The sequence below is a fragment of the Actinospineispora acaciae DSM 45401 genome, assembly GCF_000620785.1.
Taxonomy (GTDB): domain Bacteria; phylum Actinomycetota; class Actinomycetes; order Mycobacteriales; family Pseudonocardiaceae; genus Pseudonocardia; species Pseudonocardia acaciae.
Genome location: NZ_JIAI01000002.1, coordinates 577,832 through 593,000 on the forward strand (window position 1 = coordinate 577,832; position 15,169 = coordinate 593,000).

The 15,169-nt window shown below is 72.0% G+C and carries 18 protein-coding genes; 12 read left to right on the forward strand and 6 right to left on the reverse strand.

Annotation, left to right across the window (positions count from 1 at the left end; genetic code table 11):
- Positions 1-32 precede the first annotated feature (32 nt).
- The 3 genes from N912_RS0112360 to N912_RS0112370 are packed head-to-tail and all read right to left on the reverse strand — an operon-like array spanning position 33 to position 2,755.
- Positions 33-1,346, reverse strand: a complete 1,314-nt coding sequence (locus N912_RS0112360) for an MFS transporter (protein WP_084210832.1) — start codon at positions 1,344-1,346, stop codon at positions 33-35.
- Between the two features lie 36 nt (positions 1,347-1,382).
- Positions 1,383-1,874 (reverse strand): hypothetical protein, encoded by a 492-nt coding sequence (locus N912_RS0112365; protein ID WP_028922673.1) that lies wholly within the window; start codon positions 1,872-1,874, stop codon positions 1,383-1,385.
- Positions 1,874-2,755, reverse strand: coding sequence for a carbon-nitrogen hydrolase family protein (locus N912_RS0112370; RefSeq protein ID WP_028922674.1), 882 nt, complete (start codon positions 2,753-2,755; stop codon positions 1,874-1,876). Before N912_RS0112370 ends, N912_RS0112365 begins: the two co-directional genes overlap by 1 nt.
- Before the next feature lie 204 nt (positions 2,756-2,959).
- Between N912_RS0112370 and N912_RS0112375 the strand changes: the two genes are divergently transcribed.
- The 8 genes from N912_RS0112375 (at position 2,960) to N912_RS0112410 (ending at position 10,988) form a co-directional block, all read left to right on the forward strand.
- Positions 2,960-3,820, forward strand: a complete 861-nt coding sequence (locus tag N912_RS0112375; RefSeq protein WP_169747871.1) for a DUF4437 domain-containing protein — start codon at positions 2,960-2,962, stop codon at positions 3,818-3,820.
- Positions 3,821-3,980: 160 nt separating this feature from the next.
- Positions 3,981-4,991: an LLM class flavin-dependent oxidoreductase gene (locus N912_RS0112380; RefSeq protein WP_028922676.1), complete on the forward strand. Its 1,011-nt coding sequence runs from the start codon at positions 3,981-3,983 to the stop codon at positions 4,989-4,991.
- A 139-nt stretch (positions 4,992-5,130) separates the two neighbouring features.
- Positions 5,131-5,970: an IclR family transcriptional regulator gene (locus tag N912_RS60235; protein ID WP_051580097.1), complete on the forward strand. Its 840-nt coding sequence runs from the start codon at positions 5,131-5,133 to the stop codon at positions 5,968-5,970.
- Complete coding sequence (locus tag N912_RS0112390; RefSeq protein WP_028922677.1) at positions 5,963-7,126, forward strand: thiolase family protein; 1,164 nt, start codon at positions 5,963-5,965, stop codon at positions 7,124-7,126. Before N912_RS60235 ends, N912_RS0112390 begins: the two co-directional genes overlap by 8 nt.
- Positions 7,123-7,500, forward strand: a complete 378-nt coding sequence (locus N912_RS60240; protein WP_051580098.1) for a Zn-ribbon domain-containing OB-fold protein — start codon at positions 7,123-7,125, stop codon at positions 7,498-7,500. The genes N912_RS0112390 and N912_RS60240 overlap by 4 nt, the downstream gene beginning before the upstream one ends.
- Positions 7,501-7,524: 24 nt before the next feature.
- Complete coding sequence (locus N912_RS0112400; protein ID WP_028922678.1) at positions 7,525-9,033, forward strand: class I adenylate-forming enzyme family protein; 1,509 nt, start codon at positions 7,525-7,527, stop codon at positions 9,031-9,033.
- A 6-nt stretch (positions 9,034-9,039) separates the two neighbouring features.
- A complete protein-coding gene (locus tag N912_RS0112405) occupies positions 9,040-10,590 on the forward strand; it encodes a methylmalonyl-CoA mutase family protein (RefSeq protein WP_028922679.1) in 1,551 nt (516 codons plus the stop codon).
- On the forward strand, positions 10,587-10,988 hold the full coding sequence (locus N912_RS0112410) for a cobalamin B12-binding domain-containing protein (protein WP_028922680.1): 402 nt from the start codon (positions 10,587-10,589) through the stop codon (positions 10,986-10,988). The genes N912_RS0112405 and N912_RS0112410 overlap by 4 nt, the downstream gene beginning before the upstream one ends.
- Positions 10,989-11,027: 39 nt before the next feature.
- Here N912_RS0112410 and N912_RS0112415 read toward each other — a convergent pair whose 3' ends face one another.
- The gene (locus N912_RS0112415) at positions 11,028-11,297 is read right to left on the reverse strand and encodes a hypothetical protein (protein WP_028922681.1); all 270 of its coding nucleotides are present in this window, start codon (positions 11,295-11,297) and stop codon (positions 11,028-11,030) included.
- Between the two features lie 278 nt (positions 11,298-11,575).
- On the opposite strand from N912_RS0112415, the gene N912_RS0112420 reads away from it, so the two are divergent.
- From N912_RS0112420 to N912_RS0112430, 3 genes are read left to right on the forward strand one after another with little or no spacing between them, the layout of a single operon-like run.
- On the forward strand, positions 11,576-12,460 hold the full coding sequence (locus tag N912_RS0112420; protein ID WP_028922682.1) for a helix-turn-helix domain-containing protein: 885 nt from the start codon (positions 11,576-11,578) through the stop codon (positions 12,458-12,460).
- A 24-nt stretch (positions 12,461-12,484) separates the two neighbouring features.
- Entirely contained in the window at positions 12,485-12,712 is a 228-nt protein-coding gene (locus N912_RS0112425; RefSeq protein WP_028922683.1) for a DUF397 domain-containing protein, read from the forward strand.
- Positions 12,713-12,734: 22 nt separating this feature from the next.
- A complete protein-coding gene (locus N912_RS0112430) occupies positions 12,735-13,397 on the forward strand; it encodes a methyltransferase domain-containing protein (RefSeq protein WP_037064263.1) in 663 nt (220 codons plus the stop codon).
- On the opposite strand, the gene N912_RS0112435 is transcribed toward N912_RS0112430, so the two are convergent.
- Positions 13,394-14,140 (reverse strand): crotonase/enoyl-CoA hydratase family protein, encoded by a 747-nt coding sequence (locus N912_RS0112435; RefSeq protein WP_028922685.1) that lies wholly within the window; start codon positions 14,138-14,140, stop codon positions 13,394-13,396. The two genes, N912_RS0112430 and N912_RS0112435, sit on opposite strands and share 4 nt — an antisense overlap.
- Before the next feature lie 71 nt (positions 14,141-14,211).
- Here N912_RS0112435 and N912_RS0112440 point away from each other — a divergent pair, with 71 nt between their 5' ends.
- Complete coding sequence (locus N912_RS0112440) at positions 14,212-14,736, forward strand: PadR family transcriptional regulator (RefSeq protein WP_028922686.1); 525 nt, start codon at positions 14,212-14,214, stop codon at positions 14,734-14,736.
- Here N912_RS0112440 and N912_RS60245 read toward each other — a convergent pair.
- Positions 14,670-15,152, reverse strand: coding sequence for a hypothetical protein (locus N912_RS60245; RefSeq protein ID WP_051580100.1), 483 nt, complete (start codon positions 15,150-15,152; stop codon positions 14,670-14,672). The genes N912_RS0112440 and N912_RS60245 overlap by 67 nt on opposite strands.
- Positions 15,153-15,169: the final 17 nt, after the last annotated feature.

Consider the following 15,169-nt stretch of genomic DNA (forward strand, 5'->3'; position numbering starts at 1 on the left):
CCGGGGAGCGGGAGCTCGCCAGGCATCACAGCTCACAGCTCGCTACGAGCCGTCTCGCGCAGGCCGATGAGGCTGGCCAGGGTGAGTGCGGCGGCCACGATGAGCAAGAACCCGGGGGACATGGTGTTGCCCGTCTGCTTGATCAGCCAGGTCGCCAGGTACGGCGCGGTGCCGCCGGTGACGATGGCCGCGATGTTGAAGCCGAGCGCGAACCCGCTGTAGCGCACCCGGGTGCCGAACACCTCGGCGAGCGTGGCGAACAGCGGCCCCATGATCGCGGCCACGCACACCCCGAGCACGCAGTGGCCCAGGATGGCCAGCGGCATCGAGCCGGCCCGCATGAGCAGGAACATCGGGATGGTGAGCACGATGAACGCCACGCACCCGATCCGCAGCGTGGCCTTGCGCCCGATCCGGTCCGACCAGTGCCCGAACAGCGGGATGGTGAGGGTGCCGACGATCAGCGCGGCGGTGGTCGACCAGTTCGCCCCGGCCGCGCCGAACCCGCCCTCGCGCTGCAGGTACACCGTCAGGTAGACGAACACGATGTAGTAGCCGGCGAAGTCGACCAGGCAGATCCCGAACGTGCGCAGCACCGACGTCCAGGACTTCGTGACCACCTCGACGATCGGAAGCTTCGCGATGTCGCCGCGCTCCTCGATGCGCCGGAACGCCGGCGAGTCCTCCAGCCGCAGCCGCACGTACAGCCCGACGATCCCGAACGGCAGCGCCAGCAGGAACGGGATGCGCCAGCCGCCGGCGTTGATCTGCTCCGGCGTCATGGCCAGGTACATCGTGCCGATCATCCCGGAGGCCACCAGCAGACCGATGTTGGAGCCGACCTGCGGCATCGAGCAGAGCAGCCCACGCCTGGCCGGCGGGCTGATCTCGGCGACGTAGGAGGCGGCGCCCGGGTTCTCCCCGCCGGCCGACATGCCCTGCACCAGGCGCGCCACGACCAGCAGCAGCGGCGCCACGAACCCGATCGCCGCGTACGAAGGGAGCAGCCCGATGGCGAACGTGCCCAGCGACATGATGATCACGGCGGCGGCCAGTGCGGTGCGCCGGCCGAACCGGTCGCCGAGGTGCCCGAACAGCACGCCCCCGAGCGGGCGCACCACGAACGAGATGGCGAACACGGCGAACGTGGACAGCAGCGCCGCCGTCGGGTTCTCGGACGGGAAGAACAGCGCCGCGAACGTGGTCGCCAGATAGCCGTAGATTCCGTAGTCGTAATACTCGACGGCGGATCCGATGGCCCCGGCGAACACCACCCTGCGGCGGGCCGAACGGGACGGTAACGCGGGAGTCGCGACCATTTCGTGGTCGCGCGTCGCTTCGGACATGTCTGCTCCAGCTGGTGTCTTTGGGGGCTGGGGGAATTACCGGCTGGTGCGTTCCAGAATCGAGCGGTGCCGGATGGTGACGCCGTCGGTGAACTGGGCGAACCCGCGCACCCGGGCCAGCGCGTCGCTTTCCATCACGTGCCGGTGGGCCAGGTCGTAGGTGGCCAGGAAACGGCGCTCGTGGGAGAGCGCCCGGAACCGCCGGCCCCCCAACAGCCCGGCCGGGTTCACCTCGGGCACGTGCGTGCCGTTGTACCACTCGTGGAACGCGTCGAGGTCGACGTCGTCGTGCACGTCGATCTCGATCTTGAACAGGTAGCGGGCGCTGTCCGCCAGCGGCCGGGCGTCCGGCGCGGCGAAGATCTCCTGGAACCACGCGCTGCCGTTGTCCGGTTGGCCCTCCCCATCGACCTCCAGCGCGGACAGCCAGCTCCCCGGCCCTTCCAGCACGCGGAACAGGGTCTCCTCCGCCGGCAGCCGGACCGCGTCGCCGGCCGCCAGGTCCGTCAGGCGCAGCAGCGTGCCCATCAGCGCCCGCCCCCCGTGGGCGCGGAGCCGGACAGCGACTCGGTGATCAGCCCGTACAGCTCGGGGCGACGGTCGCGGAACAGCGTCAGGTAGCGGCGCTGGGCGCGCAGGTCGGCGCCGGTCAGCACGGCGCGCACCGCCTCCTCCCGGTCGGTGCCCGAGCTGGCGAGCGTGTCACCGCTCGGCCCGGCGATGGCGCTGCGGCCGTAGAAGGTCTGGTCGCCGTCGGTGCCGGTGCGGTTGCAGCCCATGAAGAACACCGCGTTCTCCATCGCCCGGGTCGCGCAGCGCTGGATGATGCTGTCCGGCGGGACCTTGCCCGGCTGCACCGCCGACGCCCACAACGACACGATGATCTCCGCGCCCATCAGCGTCTGCACCCGCGCCAGCTCGGGAAAGCGCACGTCGTAGCACAGGTTGAGGGCGATGTTGCCCAGCTCGGTGGGGTACACGTCGACGGTGTCGCCGGCGATGTAGTACTCCTTCTCGTCCCGGCAGGCGTGCGTCTTGTGGTGCACGCCGACCAGCTCGCCGCGCGGGTCGATCAGCACCGCGCTGTTGTAGAGCACCTCCGGGATGCGCGGGTGGGTCTGCGATATCCCGGTGACGACGTAGGCCCCGGCCGCCCGCGCCGCGGCGCCGAGGCGCTCGGTGGTCGGGCCGGGCACCGGCTCGGAGGCGGCGTACATCCGCTCGGCGAACTCGTCGTCGCGGGCCGAGCGCACGTAGCCGGTGCTGCTCAGCTCCGGGAACACCACCAGCTCGGCGCCGTGCTCGCGGCCCTCCCGTTCGACATGGGCGGCCATCCGTTCGGCGTTCTTGTCCGGGTCCAGCTCGACCGCCGCGAGCTGGACGAGCGACACGCGCACCTGGTCCTTCACATCCGCCTCCCATCAGCGAGGGCGTGACCCGTGTGAGCTGGTCGAGCACCGTACCACGGTGTGGTCCGAGAAAACCACTGTGCGGTTCGAAGGGTCATCGCCGAGCTTTGACACCTCAGTTTGGACCGTGTTATGAAACATGACAACCACCAGACGGAACAGATCCCTCTGGTCGAGACGCTCGAGGCACGAAGGACGGTGGCGATGAAGCACTTGCGGGTGGGACCGGTGCACCTGGACGACATCCCGAAGGAGACCTCGGCCGCGGACGGCCGGCTCTGGCAGGACACCTGGCCGGACGGGACCCAGCGGCGGGTCTACACCCGTGACGAGGGCAACACCGACGCCAGCACGTTCATGCTGAACTTCCCGCCCGGCTACGCCCGCCCGCAGGAGCTGGAGTACAAGAAGACCAACCCGGTCGGCCGCTTCGAGTACCACACCTGCCACGAGGAGCTGTTCGTCCTCAAGGGCACGTTCAAGTTCGACGACTGGTACGAGATGCGGGACTTCGGCTACTTCAACCACCCGCCGTACTGGCTGCACCCGGCGCACCAGCACGCCCCGGAGGGGGTGGACCTGTTCATCACGAACTCCGGGCCGGTGGACTTCACCTACGTGCCGATCCCGGAGGACTGGGACCAGCGCGAGCTCCTCATGGAGGGCTTCCCGCACAAGTCGCGCAGCCGCCCCGTCGCCGCGCTGGAGATCGCCGACCTGCCGTGGGAGCCGGTGCTCGACCCGGACGGCGGCCGGACCGGGATCGAGGGCAAGCACCTCTGGGACGACCTGGACGACGGCTGGACCACCTGGCTGATGCGGGTGCCGGAGGGCTGGTCGGGCACCGGCGCGGCGGAGGCGAACCCGGGCGGCGACAGGTTCCTGGTGATCGAGGGCGACCTCACCCTGGACCGTGGGGAGAAGGTGGAGCTGTCCTCGATGTCGTACTTCTGCGACCCCGACCAGTTCGTCTACCCCGGCGCCGGCACCGGCAGCAACGAGGGCTGCCTGGCCATCCGCTGGACCAAGGACGACACCCTCGGGCTGCCCGTCCTGCGGTTCTGATCGCTGTGTCTCACCCAAAGGTCGGGCTATTCATCAAGACCGCCTCCGGCGGTCGGCGCGCCGTCGCGACAGTCCAGGTCGCCTCGGTCAGGCGCGCAGTCCGGCGCTCGGGCGGACCTCCGGCCCGCCGTCGCTGGCCGGACCTATGAATAGCCCTCCCGTGAAGCTGGGACTGTCGCTGGGCATGGCCGGGATGGGCCTTGCCGAGCAGCTGGCCGCGGCCGGGCGGGTGGAGCGGGCCGGCGCGGACTCGGTCGCCTCGCTGGAGGCCGGGTACGACGTCTTCGCGGTCACCTCCGCGCTGGCCGGCGTCACGGCGCGGCCCCGGCTGTTCTCCGGCGTGGCGACCTGGGCGCGGCCGCCGGTGGCCGCCGCCCGGGCCGCCGCGACGGTGGACGAGCTGTCCGGCGGCCGGTTCGTGCTCGGGCTGGGCAGCATGCCGCGCGCGTGGAGCCGGGACTACTACGGCATCGACTCCGACCGGCCGGTGGCGCGGATGCGCGAGTACGTCGAGGTGATCCGGGGCGCGCTGGGCTCGCACGCGCGGCCGTTCACGCACGCCGGCGAGCACTTCTCGATCAACGGCTACCGGCTGCCCCGGGAGCCGGTGCGCGAGCGGGTTCCCATTCACCTGGGCGCGACCCGGCCAGGCATGGCCAGGCTGGCCGGCGAGGTCGCCGACGGCGTGCTGGTGAACTTCGTCTGCACGCCGGACTGGCTGGTGGACGTGGTGCTGCCGGCGGTGCGCGGCGGCGAGGACGTCTCCGGCCGGCGGGTCGAGCGCGGGCTTCTGGTGTGCTGCGCGGTGCACGACTCGCCGGCCACGGCACGCGAGTGGCTGCGCGAGTCGTTCCGGGGCCACCTGCGGGTGCCGTACTTCTACCAGGTGGCCGCGCACGCCGGCATCGAGCCGTCCGAGACCCGGAGGCTGGCCGAGGCCGGGGACGCCGACGGCGCGCTCGCCGCGATCCCGGACGAGCTGCTCGACGCGATGGGCGTGGCCGGTTCCGTGCCGACGGTGTGCGCCCGGCTCGCCGAGCTGGCCGAACACGTCGACCACATCCAGCTCATGCCGCCCCGGCACCTGGCCGGCGAGGCGCTCGCCCACGCCATCGCCGGCATCGTCGAGGTGATCCAGGCCAATGTTGACGAGCACGCCCGCGCCGGGTAGAACAAATCATCTAGCGGAACGTATATTTCATGACACGGAACGATGCCGTTCAGGGGGGTCCGCAGCGTGATTGCATGATGTGCGCTTTCTCGCCTCTATGGAACGGACGGTGGATGTGGTGAACCGGATACCCGCTGGCATGGGGAACGACGGGGTCCCGGTGCGCGCGGTGAGCCGCGCGGTGGCGCTGCTGGTGGCGCTGACCGACGGCCCGAGGCCGCTCGGGCACCTCGCGGCCGCGACCGAGCTGTCCAAGACGACGGCGTTCCGGCTGCTGGCCACGCTGGCCGGGGACCACCTGGTGATCCAGGACCCGGACACCGGGGTGTACAGCCTCGGCCCGGGCTGCCTGCAGTTCCTGGACACGCTCAGCGGCCCCGGGAACGGGCTGGAGTTCGTGGCCCGACCCGAGCTGGAGCGGCTGCGCAACGAGACCGGCGAGACCGCCGCCGTGCACGTCCGCGTCGGTGGCCAGCGCATCTGCGTCACCGAGCTGCCCAGCCGGCAGACCATCCGCTACATCGCCGGCGTCGGGGTGGCCGAGCCGGTGCACGCCGGCTCGGCCGGGAAGGTGCTGCTGGCCTGGCTGGACGCCGACGAGCTGGGGCACCTGCTGGAGCTGCTGCCGATGGAGCCTCGGACCACGACGACGATCACCAACCGCGCGGTGCTGCTGGACGCGCTGGCCTCGGTGCGCGAGCGCGGATGGGCGGTCAGCCACGGCGAGCGCATCGAGGGCGCCATCGGGGTGAGCGTCCCGATCCGCGACGGCCGGGGGAAGGTGCTGGCCTCGCTGAGCGTGATCGGCCCGGCCGGAAGGCTCACCGACGAGCGGCAGGCCGAGGCGTTGCCGCTGGTCACGGAGGCGGCGGCGCGGATCACCGAACGCCTGGTGCGGGCCGGGGAGGCCGGCCAGCCGCGCCGTTCCGCCGCGGATGTCGAGACGGCCGCCACGACTGGAGGGACTGGTCATGATTGACGACGTCGAGGTGCTCGGCGCCGGCATGCACGAGTTCGGGCGGTTCCCGGACCGCTCGCTGAAGGACCTCGGCGGGGTCGCGGTGCGGCGCGCGCTGGACGACGCCGGGGTCGGGCTGGGCGACATCGACGCGGTGTACTCGGCGAACAGCCTGGCCGGCCTGATCACCGGGCAGGAGCAGATCCGGGGCCAGACGGTGGTGCGCGACGTCGGCCTGGAGGGCGTGCCGGTGGTGAACGTGGAGAACGCCTGCGCCAGCGGGTCCACTGCGTTCCGCGAGGCCGTGATGGCGGTGGCAGCCGGGTTCGCCCGGGTCGTGCTCGTGGTCGGGCACGAGAAGATGTACCACGCCGACCGGACCAGGGCGCTGGAGGCGCTGCGCTCGGCCAGTGACCTGGAGGTGACCGCCGGGCTCGGGCTGCAGTTCACCGCCGTGTACGCGATGCGGCTGCGCGCCCGGCTGGACGACGGCAGCCTCACCCTCGACGACCTGGCCGCCGCGACCGTCAAGTCGCACGCCGCCGGCGCCCGCAACCCGTACGCCCAGCACCGCAAGGAGGTCACCGCGGACGAGGTGCTGGCCAGCCGGATGATCGCCGACCCGCTGACGCTGCCGATGTGCAGCTCGATCAGCGACGGGGCCGCCGCGGTGATCGTGGCTCGCCGTGGTGCGGTGCCCGGCTTGCAGGGCCGTACCTCGGTGCGGGTCCGCGCCAGCGCGCTGCGCACCAGTAAACAGACCGACGGTCGGTCTGTCGCGAGCAGGACGGCGGCGGACGCGTACGACCAGAGCGGCGTCGGCCCGGAGGACGTGGACGTCCTGGAGGTTCACGACGCGATGGCCCCCGGCGAGCTGCTCTACTACGAGCACCTGGGCCTGTGCCCGGAGGGCGAGGGCGCAAGGCTGCTGCGCGACGGCGTGACCGGCCCCGGCGGGGCGCACGAGGTCAACCCGAGCGGCGGGCTGTCCTCGCGCGGCCACCCGGTCGGCGCCACCGGGGTCGCCCAGATCGCCGAGCTGACCTGGCAGCTGCGCGGCCAGGCGGAGCAACGGCAGGTGGACGGCGCCCGGATCGCGCTGGCGCAGAACAGCGGCGGCTGGGCCGACGGCGACTCCGCGGTGTGCGCGATCCATGTGTTGGAGGGAGCCCGATGACGGCGGTGCACGCGGATACCCCGAGCACGCAACGCCCGAGGCTGGACCGCGAGGCCGGCGCGCTGGTCGGCTCCCGCTGCACCGCCTGCGGCTGGGTCTGCTGGCCACCCAAGGCCGGCTGCCCGCGCTGCTATGCCACCGATCTCACACCCGCCGCCCTGCCCACCACCGGGACGCTGGTCAGCTGGACCCGGGTCTGGGTGCCGGTCGAAGGCATCGAACCGCCCTACCTGCTGGGCATGGTCGAGCTCGGCGAGATCCGAGTCTTCGCCCAGCTGCGTGACCTCGGTGAGGACGCGACGGTGCCGGCCCCGGTCCGCCTCGAGCTCGCCGAGGAGGAAGCCACCCCACAGTTCTGGTTCGTCCCCGCGTAAACCGTCGGCGATTGTGAGGCATTGATGGACCTGGGGTACCTGCTCCGGCACGGCGCCGGCGAGAACCCGTCGGCGACGGCGGTGAGCGCACCGCAGGGCCGGCTGACCTACGGCGAGCTGGACGCCGACGCCGGCCGGCTGGCGAACGCGCTGCTCGGCCTGGGCCTGCGCCCGGGTGACCGGGTAGCGGTGCTGCTGCGCAACCGGCTGGAGTACCCGGTCGTGGACGTCGCGCTGGCCAGCGCCGGCCTGGTCCGCGTCGCGCTGAACGTGCGCCTGGACCCCGGCACGTTCCGCTACATCGCGGCCGACTGCGAGGTCCGCGCGCTGATCACCGAGGCGGCCTTCGACGAGATCTCCGCCGAGCTGTCCGCCGAGGCCGCAATCCCGTGGCTGCGCATCGGCGAGCCGGGCTCCGAACCGCCCGCCAAAGCGCTGGACTACCGCACCACCCTGGACGCCGCCCGCCCGGAGCACCCCCCGGAGCGCGACCGCACCGACGAGCTGGCCTGGATCTCCTACACCTCGGGCAGCACCGGCCGCCCCAAGGGCGTCATGCTCAGCCACCGGGCGCTGGTGCGCGTGGCCGTCAACCTCATGGTGGAGCTCGGCGCGGAGACCACCGCCGACTCCGTCCTGCTCGTCCAACCCCTCTCGCACGGCGCCGGCTACTTCGCGCTGGCCTACCTGGCCTGCGGCGGGCACCTGCACGTGCGGCACGGCTTCGACCCCGAGGAGGCCGTCCGGCTGGGCCGCGACGAGCACATCAACACCCTCAAGCTGGTCCCCACCATGCTGATGGACATGCTGGAGGTCGCCGAGACGCCGGCCTACCGCAACATCGTCTACGGCGCCGCGCCGATCGCGTCGGATGTGCTCGGCAGCGCGCTGGAGCGCTACGGGCCGGTGCTGGCCCAGCTCTACGGCCAGTCCGAGGCGCCGATGACGATCACCTGGCTGCCCAAGGCCGACCACCGGGTGGGGGAGGAGCGGGTCCGCTCGGTGGGGCGGGCCTGGCGCGGCGTGCGGGTCGACGTGGTCGACGAGAACGGCGTCGCGCTGCGCCCTGGCGAGATGGGCGAGATAGTGGTCTCCGGGCACCACCTGATGGACGGCTACTGGGCCAAGCCGGAGCTGACCGCCGACACGCTCAAGGACGGCCGGCTGTGGACCAGGGACATGGGCCACCGGGACGAGCACGGCTATGTCTACCTGCGCGGCCGCCGGGATGACATGATCAACTCCGGCGGTTTCAACATCGCGCCGAAGGAGGTTGAGGATGTTGTCGTACGTTTCCCCGGGGTCCGGGAGGCGTCCGCCATCGGGGTCGCCGACCAGCGCTGGGGCGAGGCGGTGCGGGTGTTCGTGGCACCGGAGCGCGGCGTCGTGCTCGACGAGCAGGCGCTCATCGAGTTCTGCAAGCCCGAGCTGGGCTTCCGCCGCCCCCGGTCGGTCATCGTGGTCCCCGAGCTGCCGCGCACCCCGTACGGCAAGGTCGACCGGCTCAGCCTGCGCACGCACTCGACGGGGTGAGCGGCGATGACCGCGAGCAGGGCGAACGACGCACAGGTCCCGATCGAACGGCACTACGGCGGCCCGCCGGAGGACCGGTCGCTGCGCGAGTGGGTGGACCGGCGCGCGGCCGACGGCCCGCCCTACCGCCCGTACGCCATGATCTACACCGGCCAGGGCAGCCCGGAGATGACCGCCGAGCGGATCCGGATGCTGCGCGAGGTCGGCGCGGAGTCCGTCCTGCTGGCCTGTGACCTGCCGTCGCAGCTCGGGTTCGACGCGGACCACCGGCTGGCGCGCGCGCAGGTGGGCAGGGCCGGGGTGTCCTGCTCGACCCTGGACGACATGCGCGCGATAGCCGACGGCATCGACGTGCACACCGTGGACAGCGTCGGGATGCTGGCCAACAGCGTCGGCCACGTCGGCCTGGCGCAGGTGCACGAGGTGCTGACCGAGCGCGGCGTGGCCGACCGGGTACGGCTGGTCATGCAGAACGACCCGCTCAAGGAGTTCACCGCGCGCGGCACCGAGCTGTTCACCCCCGAGCAGTCGGTGCGGATCGCCTGCGACGCGGTCGGCTACGCGGTCGAGAACGAGATCCCCGGCTACGCCATGACCGTCTGCTCCAACCACTACGACGTGGCCGGCGCCGGGCCGGTCACCGCGCTGGCGATCGCGCTGGCCAACGGCGTGGCCTACCTCGACGAGCTGGTGGCGCGCGGGTACCCGGCGACCGAGGCGGCGCGGCGGATGATGCTGTTCGTCAACGAGCGCAGCGACCTGTTCGTGGGTGCGGCGATCTTCCGGTCCACCCGGGTGCTGTGGGGCGAGCTGCTGCGCGAGCGGTTCGGGGTACGGGCCGAGGACGTCCCGCCGGTGGCGCTGATGGGTTACGCGCACGGGCTGGAGAGCGACCGCGAGCCGCTGGCCAACGTCGCGCGGGTGGCGATCAGCGTGGCCGCCGCGACCCTGGGCGGCGCGGACTACCTGTGCGCGGCGTCCTACGACGAGCCGCTGCGGGTGCCCTCCCCGGACGCCTCCGCGTTGGCGGTGCGCACCCTGCGCACGGTCGGCGCCGAGCACGGCGTGACCAACTCGGTGGACCCGCTGGCCGGTTCGTTCAAGCTCGACGAGGTGCAGGCGCGGGTCGAGGCGGACGTGCGGGCCGAGCTGGACCGCATCTTCGAGCGCGGCGGCGCCGTGGCCTGCCTGCACGACGGCTACATCGCCGCGCTGATCGACCACGGCCGGGGCACCCGCCAGCGCCAGCTCGACGCCGGCGAGCGCCAGTTCATCGGCGAGAACACGGTGGCCGCGCCGCAGTGGCGCCAGCTGTTCACCGGCTCCAGCGCCCCCGCGCCCGGCATGGACACCGTCGAGTCCGCGCTCAGGGAACGGATCGTCGAGCACAAGGACAAGCACGCCGGCCCCGCCCTGGACCGCGCGCTGGACAAGGTGCGGGTGGCCGCCGCCGGCACCGACAACCTCGTACCCCCCACCCGGGACGCACTGCGCGCCGGCGCCACCATCGAACAGATCCTGTCCGCCACCCGCGCCGGCTTCGAGGAAGCAGCATGAGTAGACGGGGCCGGGTAGTGCTCAGCAAGGTCGGTCTGGACGGCCACGACGTCGGCATCCGACTGGTCGCCAAAAAGCTCACCGAAGCCGGCGTCGAAGTCGTCTACCTCGGCAAACGCAACCTGCCCGACGTCATCGTGGCCACCGCGATCGCCGAGGACGTGGACGTCATCGGGATCAGCTCGCTCAGCGGCGGCCTTGCCGAGTTCACCACCGAGCTCCTCGAACTACTCGAAAAAGAGGACGTCGACATCCCCGTGATCACCGGCGGCATCCTCGAAGAGGCCGACCGTGACCGCGCCCTAGCCGCCGGCGTCCGCCACCACTTCGGCCCCGGCGCCTCCCTAGCCGAAGTAGTCGACTCCTTCACTGCTCTTATCCCAGCTCAGACCCCGTGAGTGGTTAGCGTTGTCATAGCAACGCTAACCACTCACGGGTCATGACCAGCGGTTTTGGGTGGCGGCCGTTCGGACGGCGCGCAGGACGGTGGACAGTACGGGGTGGGCGGAGCGCGCGGAGTGCAGGGCCGGGCCGGTGAGGCGGTCGACCTCGGCAGCGCAGGTCGCGCACCGGCGGCCGGGGGGTGCGCTCAACGCCCCGGGGGCGACGACGTATCCGCAGGCGGACCGGTAGTACCCGGTGTGCCGGCTGGCGGCGAAGTCGACGTCGCTGACCGCGTGCTCGACGTGGTCGCGCACGCAGGTCATCCAGCAGCCCTCCCAGTCGGGAAGTTCGGAGTCGAGGCGTCCCCGGTGATCAGGGGAGTGCCCGGGCGAGTGCTCCGGCGGGTGTGGAGGTCCGGCAGGCTCCGCCCGGCGTCGCCTCGCTAGCATCATGCCTCCCACCCGGGCCTTTTTGCTCGGCGGCTGCGGGCCTGGGGAGGTCATTATGATATCGGGAACTCGTGAGCAGAAGTGGGTTCCCGGAATAATACTCATTCGATGTAACGCCGCGCGCGGTGCTCGTGGGTAAGGGGAGGCGAAAGGTGAGCCAGGGCAGCGGCGACGTGGTGAACGCGACCGTGCGCAGGTGGCAGCTGACCGAGACGCTGCGGCAGCTGCGCGAGCGTGCCGGGCTGACCATCGAGGAGGCGGTCGAGAAGCTGCGGGCGAGCACCGGCACCTGGTCGCGCTCCAAGCTCGGGCGGATCGAGACCCGGGAGCAGGGCGTGCGGGTCCGCGAGGTGGAGCAGCTGCTCGACCTCTACCGCGTCGAGGAGGTCGACGTGCGGGAATGGCTGCTCGACCTGGCGGCCACCGCGCACGAGCGGGGCTACTGGCACGCCATCCGCAAGGACCTCCCGGAGGACTTCCACGAGTTCCTGAACGTGGAGGCGGCGCTGGTGGCGCTGCGCCAGTTCGAGGCCATGCTGATCCCCGGGCTGCTGCAGACCGCCGACTTCACCCGCGCGCTGATCAACGGGGCGATCCCCGGGCTGGCGCCCGACCTGGTGGAGCGCAGGGTGCTGGCCCGCCTCGCCCGCCAGCAGGTGCTGACCAGGGAGCACCCGCTCGAGTACCACGCGATCCTGGACGAGTCCATCCTGGAGCGCCCGATCGGCGGCCAGCACGTCATGCGCGCCCAGCTCCAGCACCTGGTCGACCGCGCCTCGGCGCCCAACATCATGCTGCAGGTGCTGCCCAAGTCGGCGGGCGCCACCCCGGCGCTGGAGGGGCCGTTCTCGGTGCTCACGCTGCCCGATCCGATCCCCGACTTCGGTTACACAGAGGGGCCGGGCGGCGCCGTTTATATTGAAGATCGCGCGAAGGTGAGATCCATTATCATGACGTGGGGGATCTTGATCGAGCGGGCGTTGCCGCAGGCAGACTCCCTGGAACTGATCGAGAAGACCGCCCGGTACTACACCTGACCACGATCCAGAGGAGAGCGCGGAATGACCGATCACGACTCTCTGACCCGCGCCGCGTGGCGCAAGAGCAGCTTCTCCGGCAGCGGTGGTCCCGGCGGCGGCAACTGCGTGGAGGTCGCCGCCCTGCCCGATGGCCGCATCGCGGTCCGCAACAGCACCGACCCGCACGGCCCCGTCGCGTTGTTCGGCCGTGCCGAGATGGGCGCCTGGGTCCGTGGCTGCCGAGCGGGGGAGTTCGACGGGCTGGCCTGAGGACGCCGGCCTGAACGCACCCGTGCTGGTCACATCCCGCTCGGCGGCCGAGTACCGCGCGATGTTCGACCTCACCGCGACGGACCTGGCCGCCGGTTCGGTGCTGGACTGCTGCGCCGGCGGATCCAGCTTCGCCGCCGAGACCGGGGCGCGGGTGGTCGCCGTGGACCCGGCCTACGCCATCGGCCGGCGGGCGCTGGCCGAGACGGTGCTTTCCGGGCTCCGCGATGGCGACCGGATCATCGACCGGAACCGGGAGCGCTTCGAATGGGGCTGGTACGGCACCCCGGAGCGGCGGGCGGCCGCCCGCGTCGACGCGGCGCACCGGTTCCTCGCCGACCTCGGCGAACGCCCCGGTCGCTACCTGGCGGGGGCGCTGCCGCACCTGCCGCTGGCCGACGCGAGCTTCGAGCTGGTGCTGTGCTCGCACATGCTGTTCACCTGGGCGAACCAGCTCGACGCCGACTGGCACCGGGCGGCCCTCGCCGAGCTGGTCAGGGTGTCGCGCCGCGAGGTGCGGGTGTTTCCGCTGGTCGTGCAGGGCACTGGCGAGCCGGTCGGCTTCCTGGACGAGCTGCGCACCGGCCTGGCCGCGTCCGGCCACCGCACCGAGGTGCGCGACGTGCCGTACCGCTTCCAGCGCGGGGCCCATGCCATGCTCGTCGTCCGTACCGGGCGGCGTTAGAGCGCGGCGAACCGCCGCAGGCCCTCGACCGTCTCGCCGGTGTGCAGGGTGGCCATCCCGTGGCGGAACTCCCTGGCCAGCGCGTCGGACAGCGGCCGGTCCCACTGCTCGTAGCTGGACATCCGGTCGGAGCGCATGGCCGCCTGCGGATGGGCGGCGATCACGGCGGCCAGTTCGAGCGCGGCGTCGAGGGCGGTGCCGGGCTCGACCAGCCGGTTCACCAGCCCCATGCGCAGCGCCTCCGCTCCGGAGACGCCGCGCCCGGTCAGGATCAGGTCCAGCGCGTTGCCGTGGCCGACCAGCCGGGGCAGCCGGACGGTGCCGCCGTCCATCAGTGGGATGCCCCAGCGCCGGCAGTAGACGCCGAACACCGCGTCGGTGCCGGCCACCCGCAGGTCGCACCAGCACGCGAGCTCCAGCCCGCCGGCCACCGCGACCTTCTCGACGGCCGCGATGACAGGCTTGGACAGCAGCATCCGGGTCGGGCCGACCGGCCCGTCGCCGTCCGCCTCCACCCGGCTGACCCGCTCGCCGCCCTCGACCATGGCCTTGAGGTCGGCGCCCGCGCAGAACCGCCCGCCCGCCCCGGTCAGCACCGCGACCCGTAGCTCGGGGTCGGCGTCGAAGCGGCGCATCGCGGCGGCCAGCGCCTCGGCGGTGGGCCTGTCGACGGCGTTGCAGACTTCCGGGCGGTCCAGGGTGACGGTGACGATCGGCCCGGCCACGTCGTAGTGAACCGTCATGGGTTGCCCTCACGTTCCCTTAGGGAATATCTCTACGCTGGCAGCGTCCACCTTCCTGAAGGGAACGTCAAGTGGCCGAGCTGAACGCGACGGGCGCCTCGCTGCTGGGGTTCCTGCACGACGGCCCGCGCACCGGTTGGGACCTGCTGCGCGCGGTGGAGCACAACCTGGGGCACTTCTGGAACGTGACGTCCAGCCACGTCTACCGCGAGCTCAAGGCGCTCGAGGCGCGCGGGTACATCGAGGCCGGGCCGCGCCAGGCCCGGGAGCGGCGGCCGTACTCGATCACGCAGGAGGGGCGGGTGGCGTTCACGGAGTGGCTCAGCCAGGAGCCCGGGCTGGAGACGATGCGGATCCCGCTGCTGGTCACGCTGTGGTTCGGCGCCCACCTCGACCCGGCGCTGCTGCGCCGTTTCCTGGACAGCCATCGCGCCATCAACGAGCGGCGGCTGGCCTACTACCGGTCGGTGCCCGCCGAGATGCTGGCGGAGAACCCGTACCTGGCGGCGGTGGTCGGGTTCGGGATCGACTACGAGCGTGCGGTGCTGAACTGGATGGACGGGCTGGACGACACGCTGCCCGGCCTGGAGTCGTGACCGTCGGTACCGTCCGCGTCACGGATCAGGTCGCGTAATCGCCGGCCCAGCCACACGGCGTCCTCGACGCGCTCGTCGATCGCGGCCAGTCCGGCGGCGAGCGCGAGCATCCGGAACTCGCCGCGCTGGGCGTCGGCGAGCGCGGCCGAGTCACGCTCCGCGCCGTCCAGCACCGCGCGCAGCGTGGCGTGCCTGGTCGCGAGCTCGCGCCAGGCCTGGGCCACGGCGTCCAGCGGCCGGGCGTGGTCGGCGAACTCGATGGCCGCGTCCAGGCGCGCGGACAGCGCGGTGGCCCAGCGCACCTGAAGCCCGACCAGCTGCTCGTCGGTGAGCTCCGGGTCCGGCCGGTCCGGGTCACGCACCTGGTCGAGAACGGCGTTGAGCTCGGCGTAGCCCGCGAGGGCCCTGCGTCCCATGGCCGGTCCTCCGTTCC

Excerpts from the sequence above, each read along its gene's own strand:
- N912_RS0112360 (WP_084210832.1), bottom strand. The coding sequence starts at position 1,346 with ATGTCCGAAGCGACGCGCGACCACGAAATGGTCGCGACTCCCGCGTTA.
- N912_RS0112365 (WP_028922673.1), bottom strand. The coding sequence starts at position 1,874 with ATGGGCACGCTGCTGCGCCTGACGGACCTGGCGGCCGGCGACGCGGTC.
- N912_RS0112375 (WP_169747871.1), top strand. The coding sequence starts at position 2,960 with ATGAAGCACTTGCGGGTGGGACCGGTGCACCTGGACGACATCCCGAAG.
- N912_RS60235 (WP_051580097.1), top strand. The coding sequence starts at position 5,131 with ATGGGGAACGACGGGGTCCCGGTGCGCGCGGTGAGCCGCGCGGTGGCG.
- N912_RS0112390 (WP_028922677.1), top strand. The coding sequence starts at position 5,963 with ATGATTGACGACGTCGAGGTGCTCGGCGCCGGCATGCACGAGTTCGGG.
- N912_RS60240 (WP_051580098.1), top strand. The coding sequence starts at position 7,123 with ATGACGGCGGTGCACGCGGATACCCCGAGCACGCAACGCCCGAGGCTG.
- N912_RS0112400 (WP_028922678.1), top strand. The coding sequence starts at position 7,525 with ATGGACCTGGGGTACCTGCTCCGGCACGGCGCCGGCGAGAACCCGTCG.
- N912_RS0112405 (WP_028922679.1), top strand. The coding sequence starts at position 9,040 with ATGACCGCGAGCAGGGCGAACGACGCACAGGTCCCGATCGAACGGCAC.
- N912_RS0112410 (WP_028922680.1), top strand. The coding sequence starts at position 10,587 with ATGAGTAGACGGGGCCGGGTAGTGCTCAGCAAGGTCGGTCTGGACGGC.
- N912_RS0112415 (WP_028922681.1), bottom strand. The coding sequence starts at position 11,297 with ATGACCTGCGTGCGCGACCACGTCGAGCACGCGGTCAGCGACGTCGAC.
- N912_RS0112425 (WP_028922683.1), top strand. The coding sequence starts at position 12,485 with ATGACCGATCACGACTCTCTGACCCGCGCCGCGTGGCGCAAGAGCAGC.
- N912_RS0112435 (WP_028922685.1), bottom strand. The coding sequence starts at position 14,140 with ATGACGGTTCACTACGACGTGGCCGGGCCGATCGTCACCGTCACCCTG.
- N912_RS60245 (WP_051580100.1), bottom strand. The coding sequence starts at position 15,152 with ATGGGACGCAGGGCCCTCGCGGGCTACGCCGAGCTCAACGCCGTTCTC.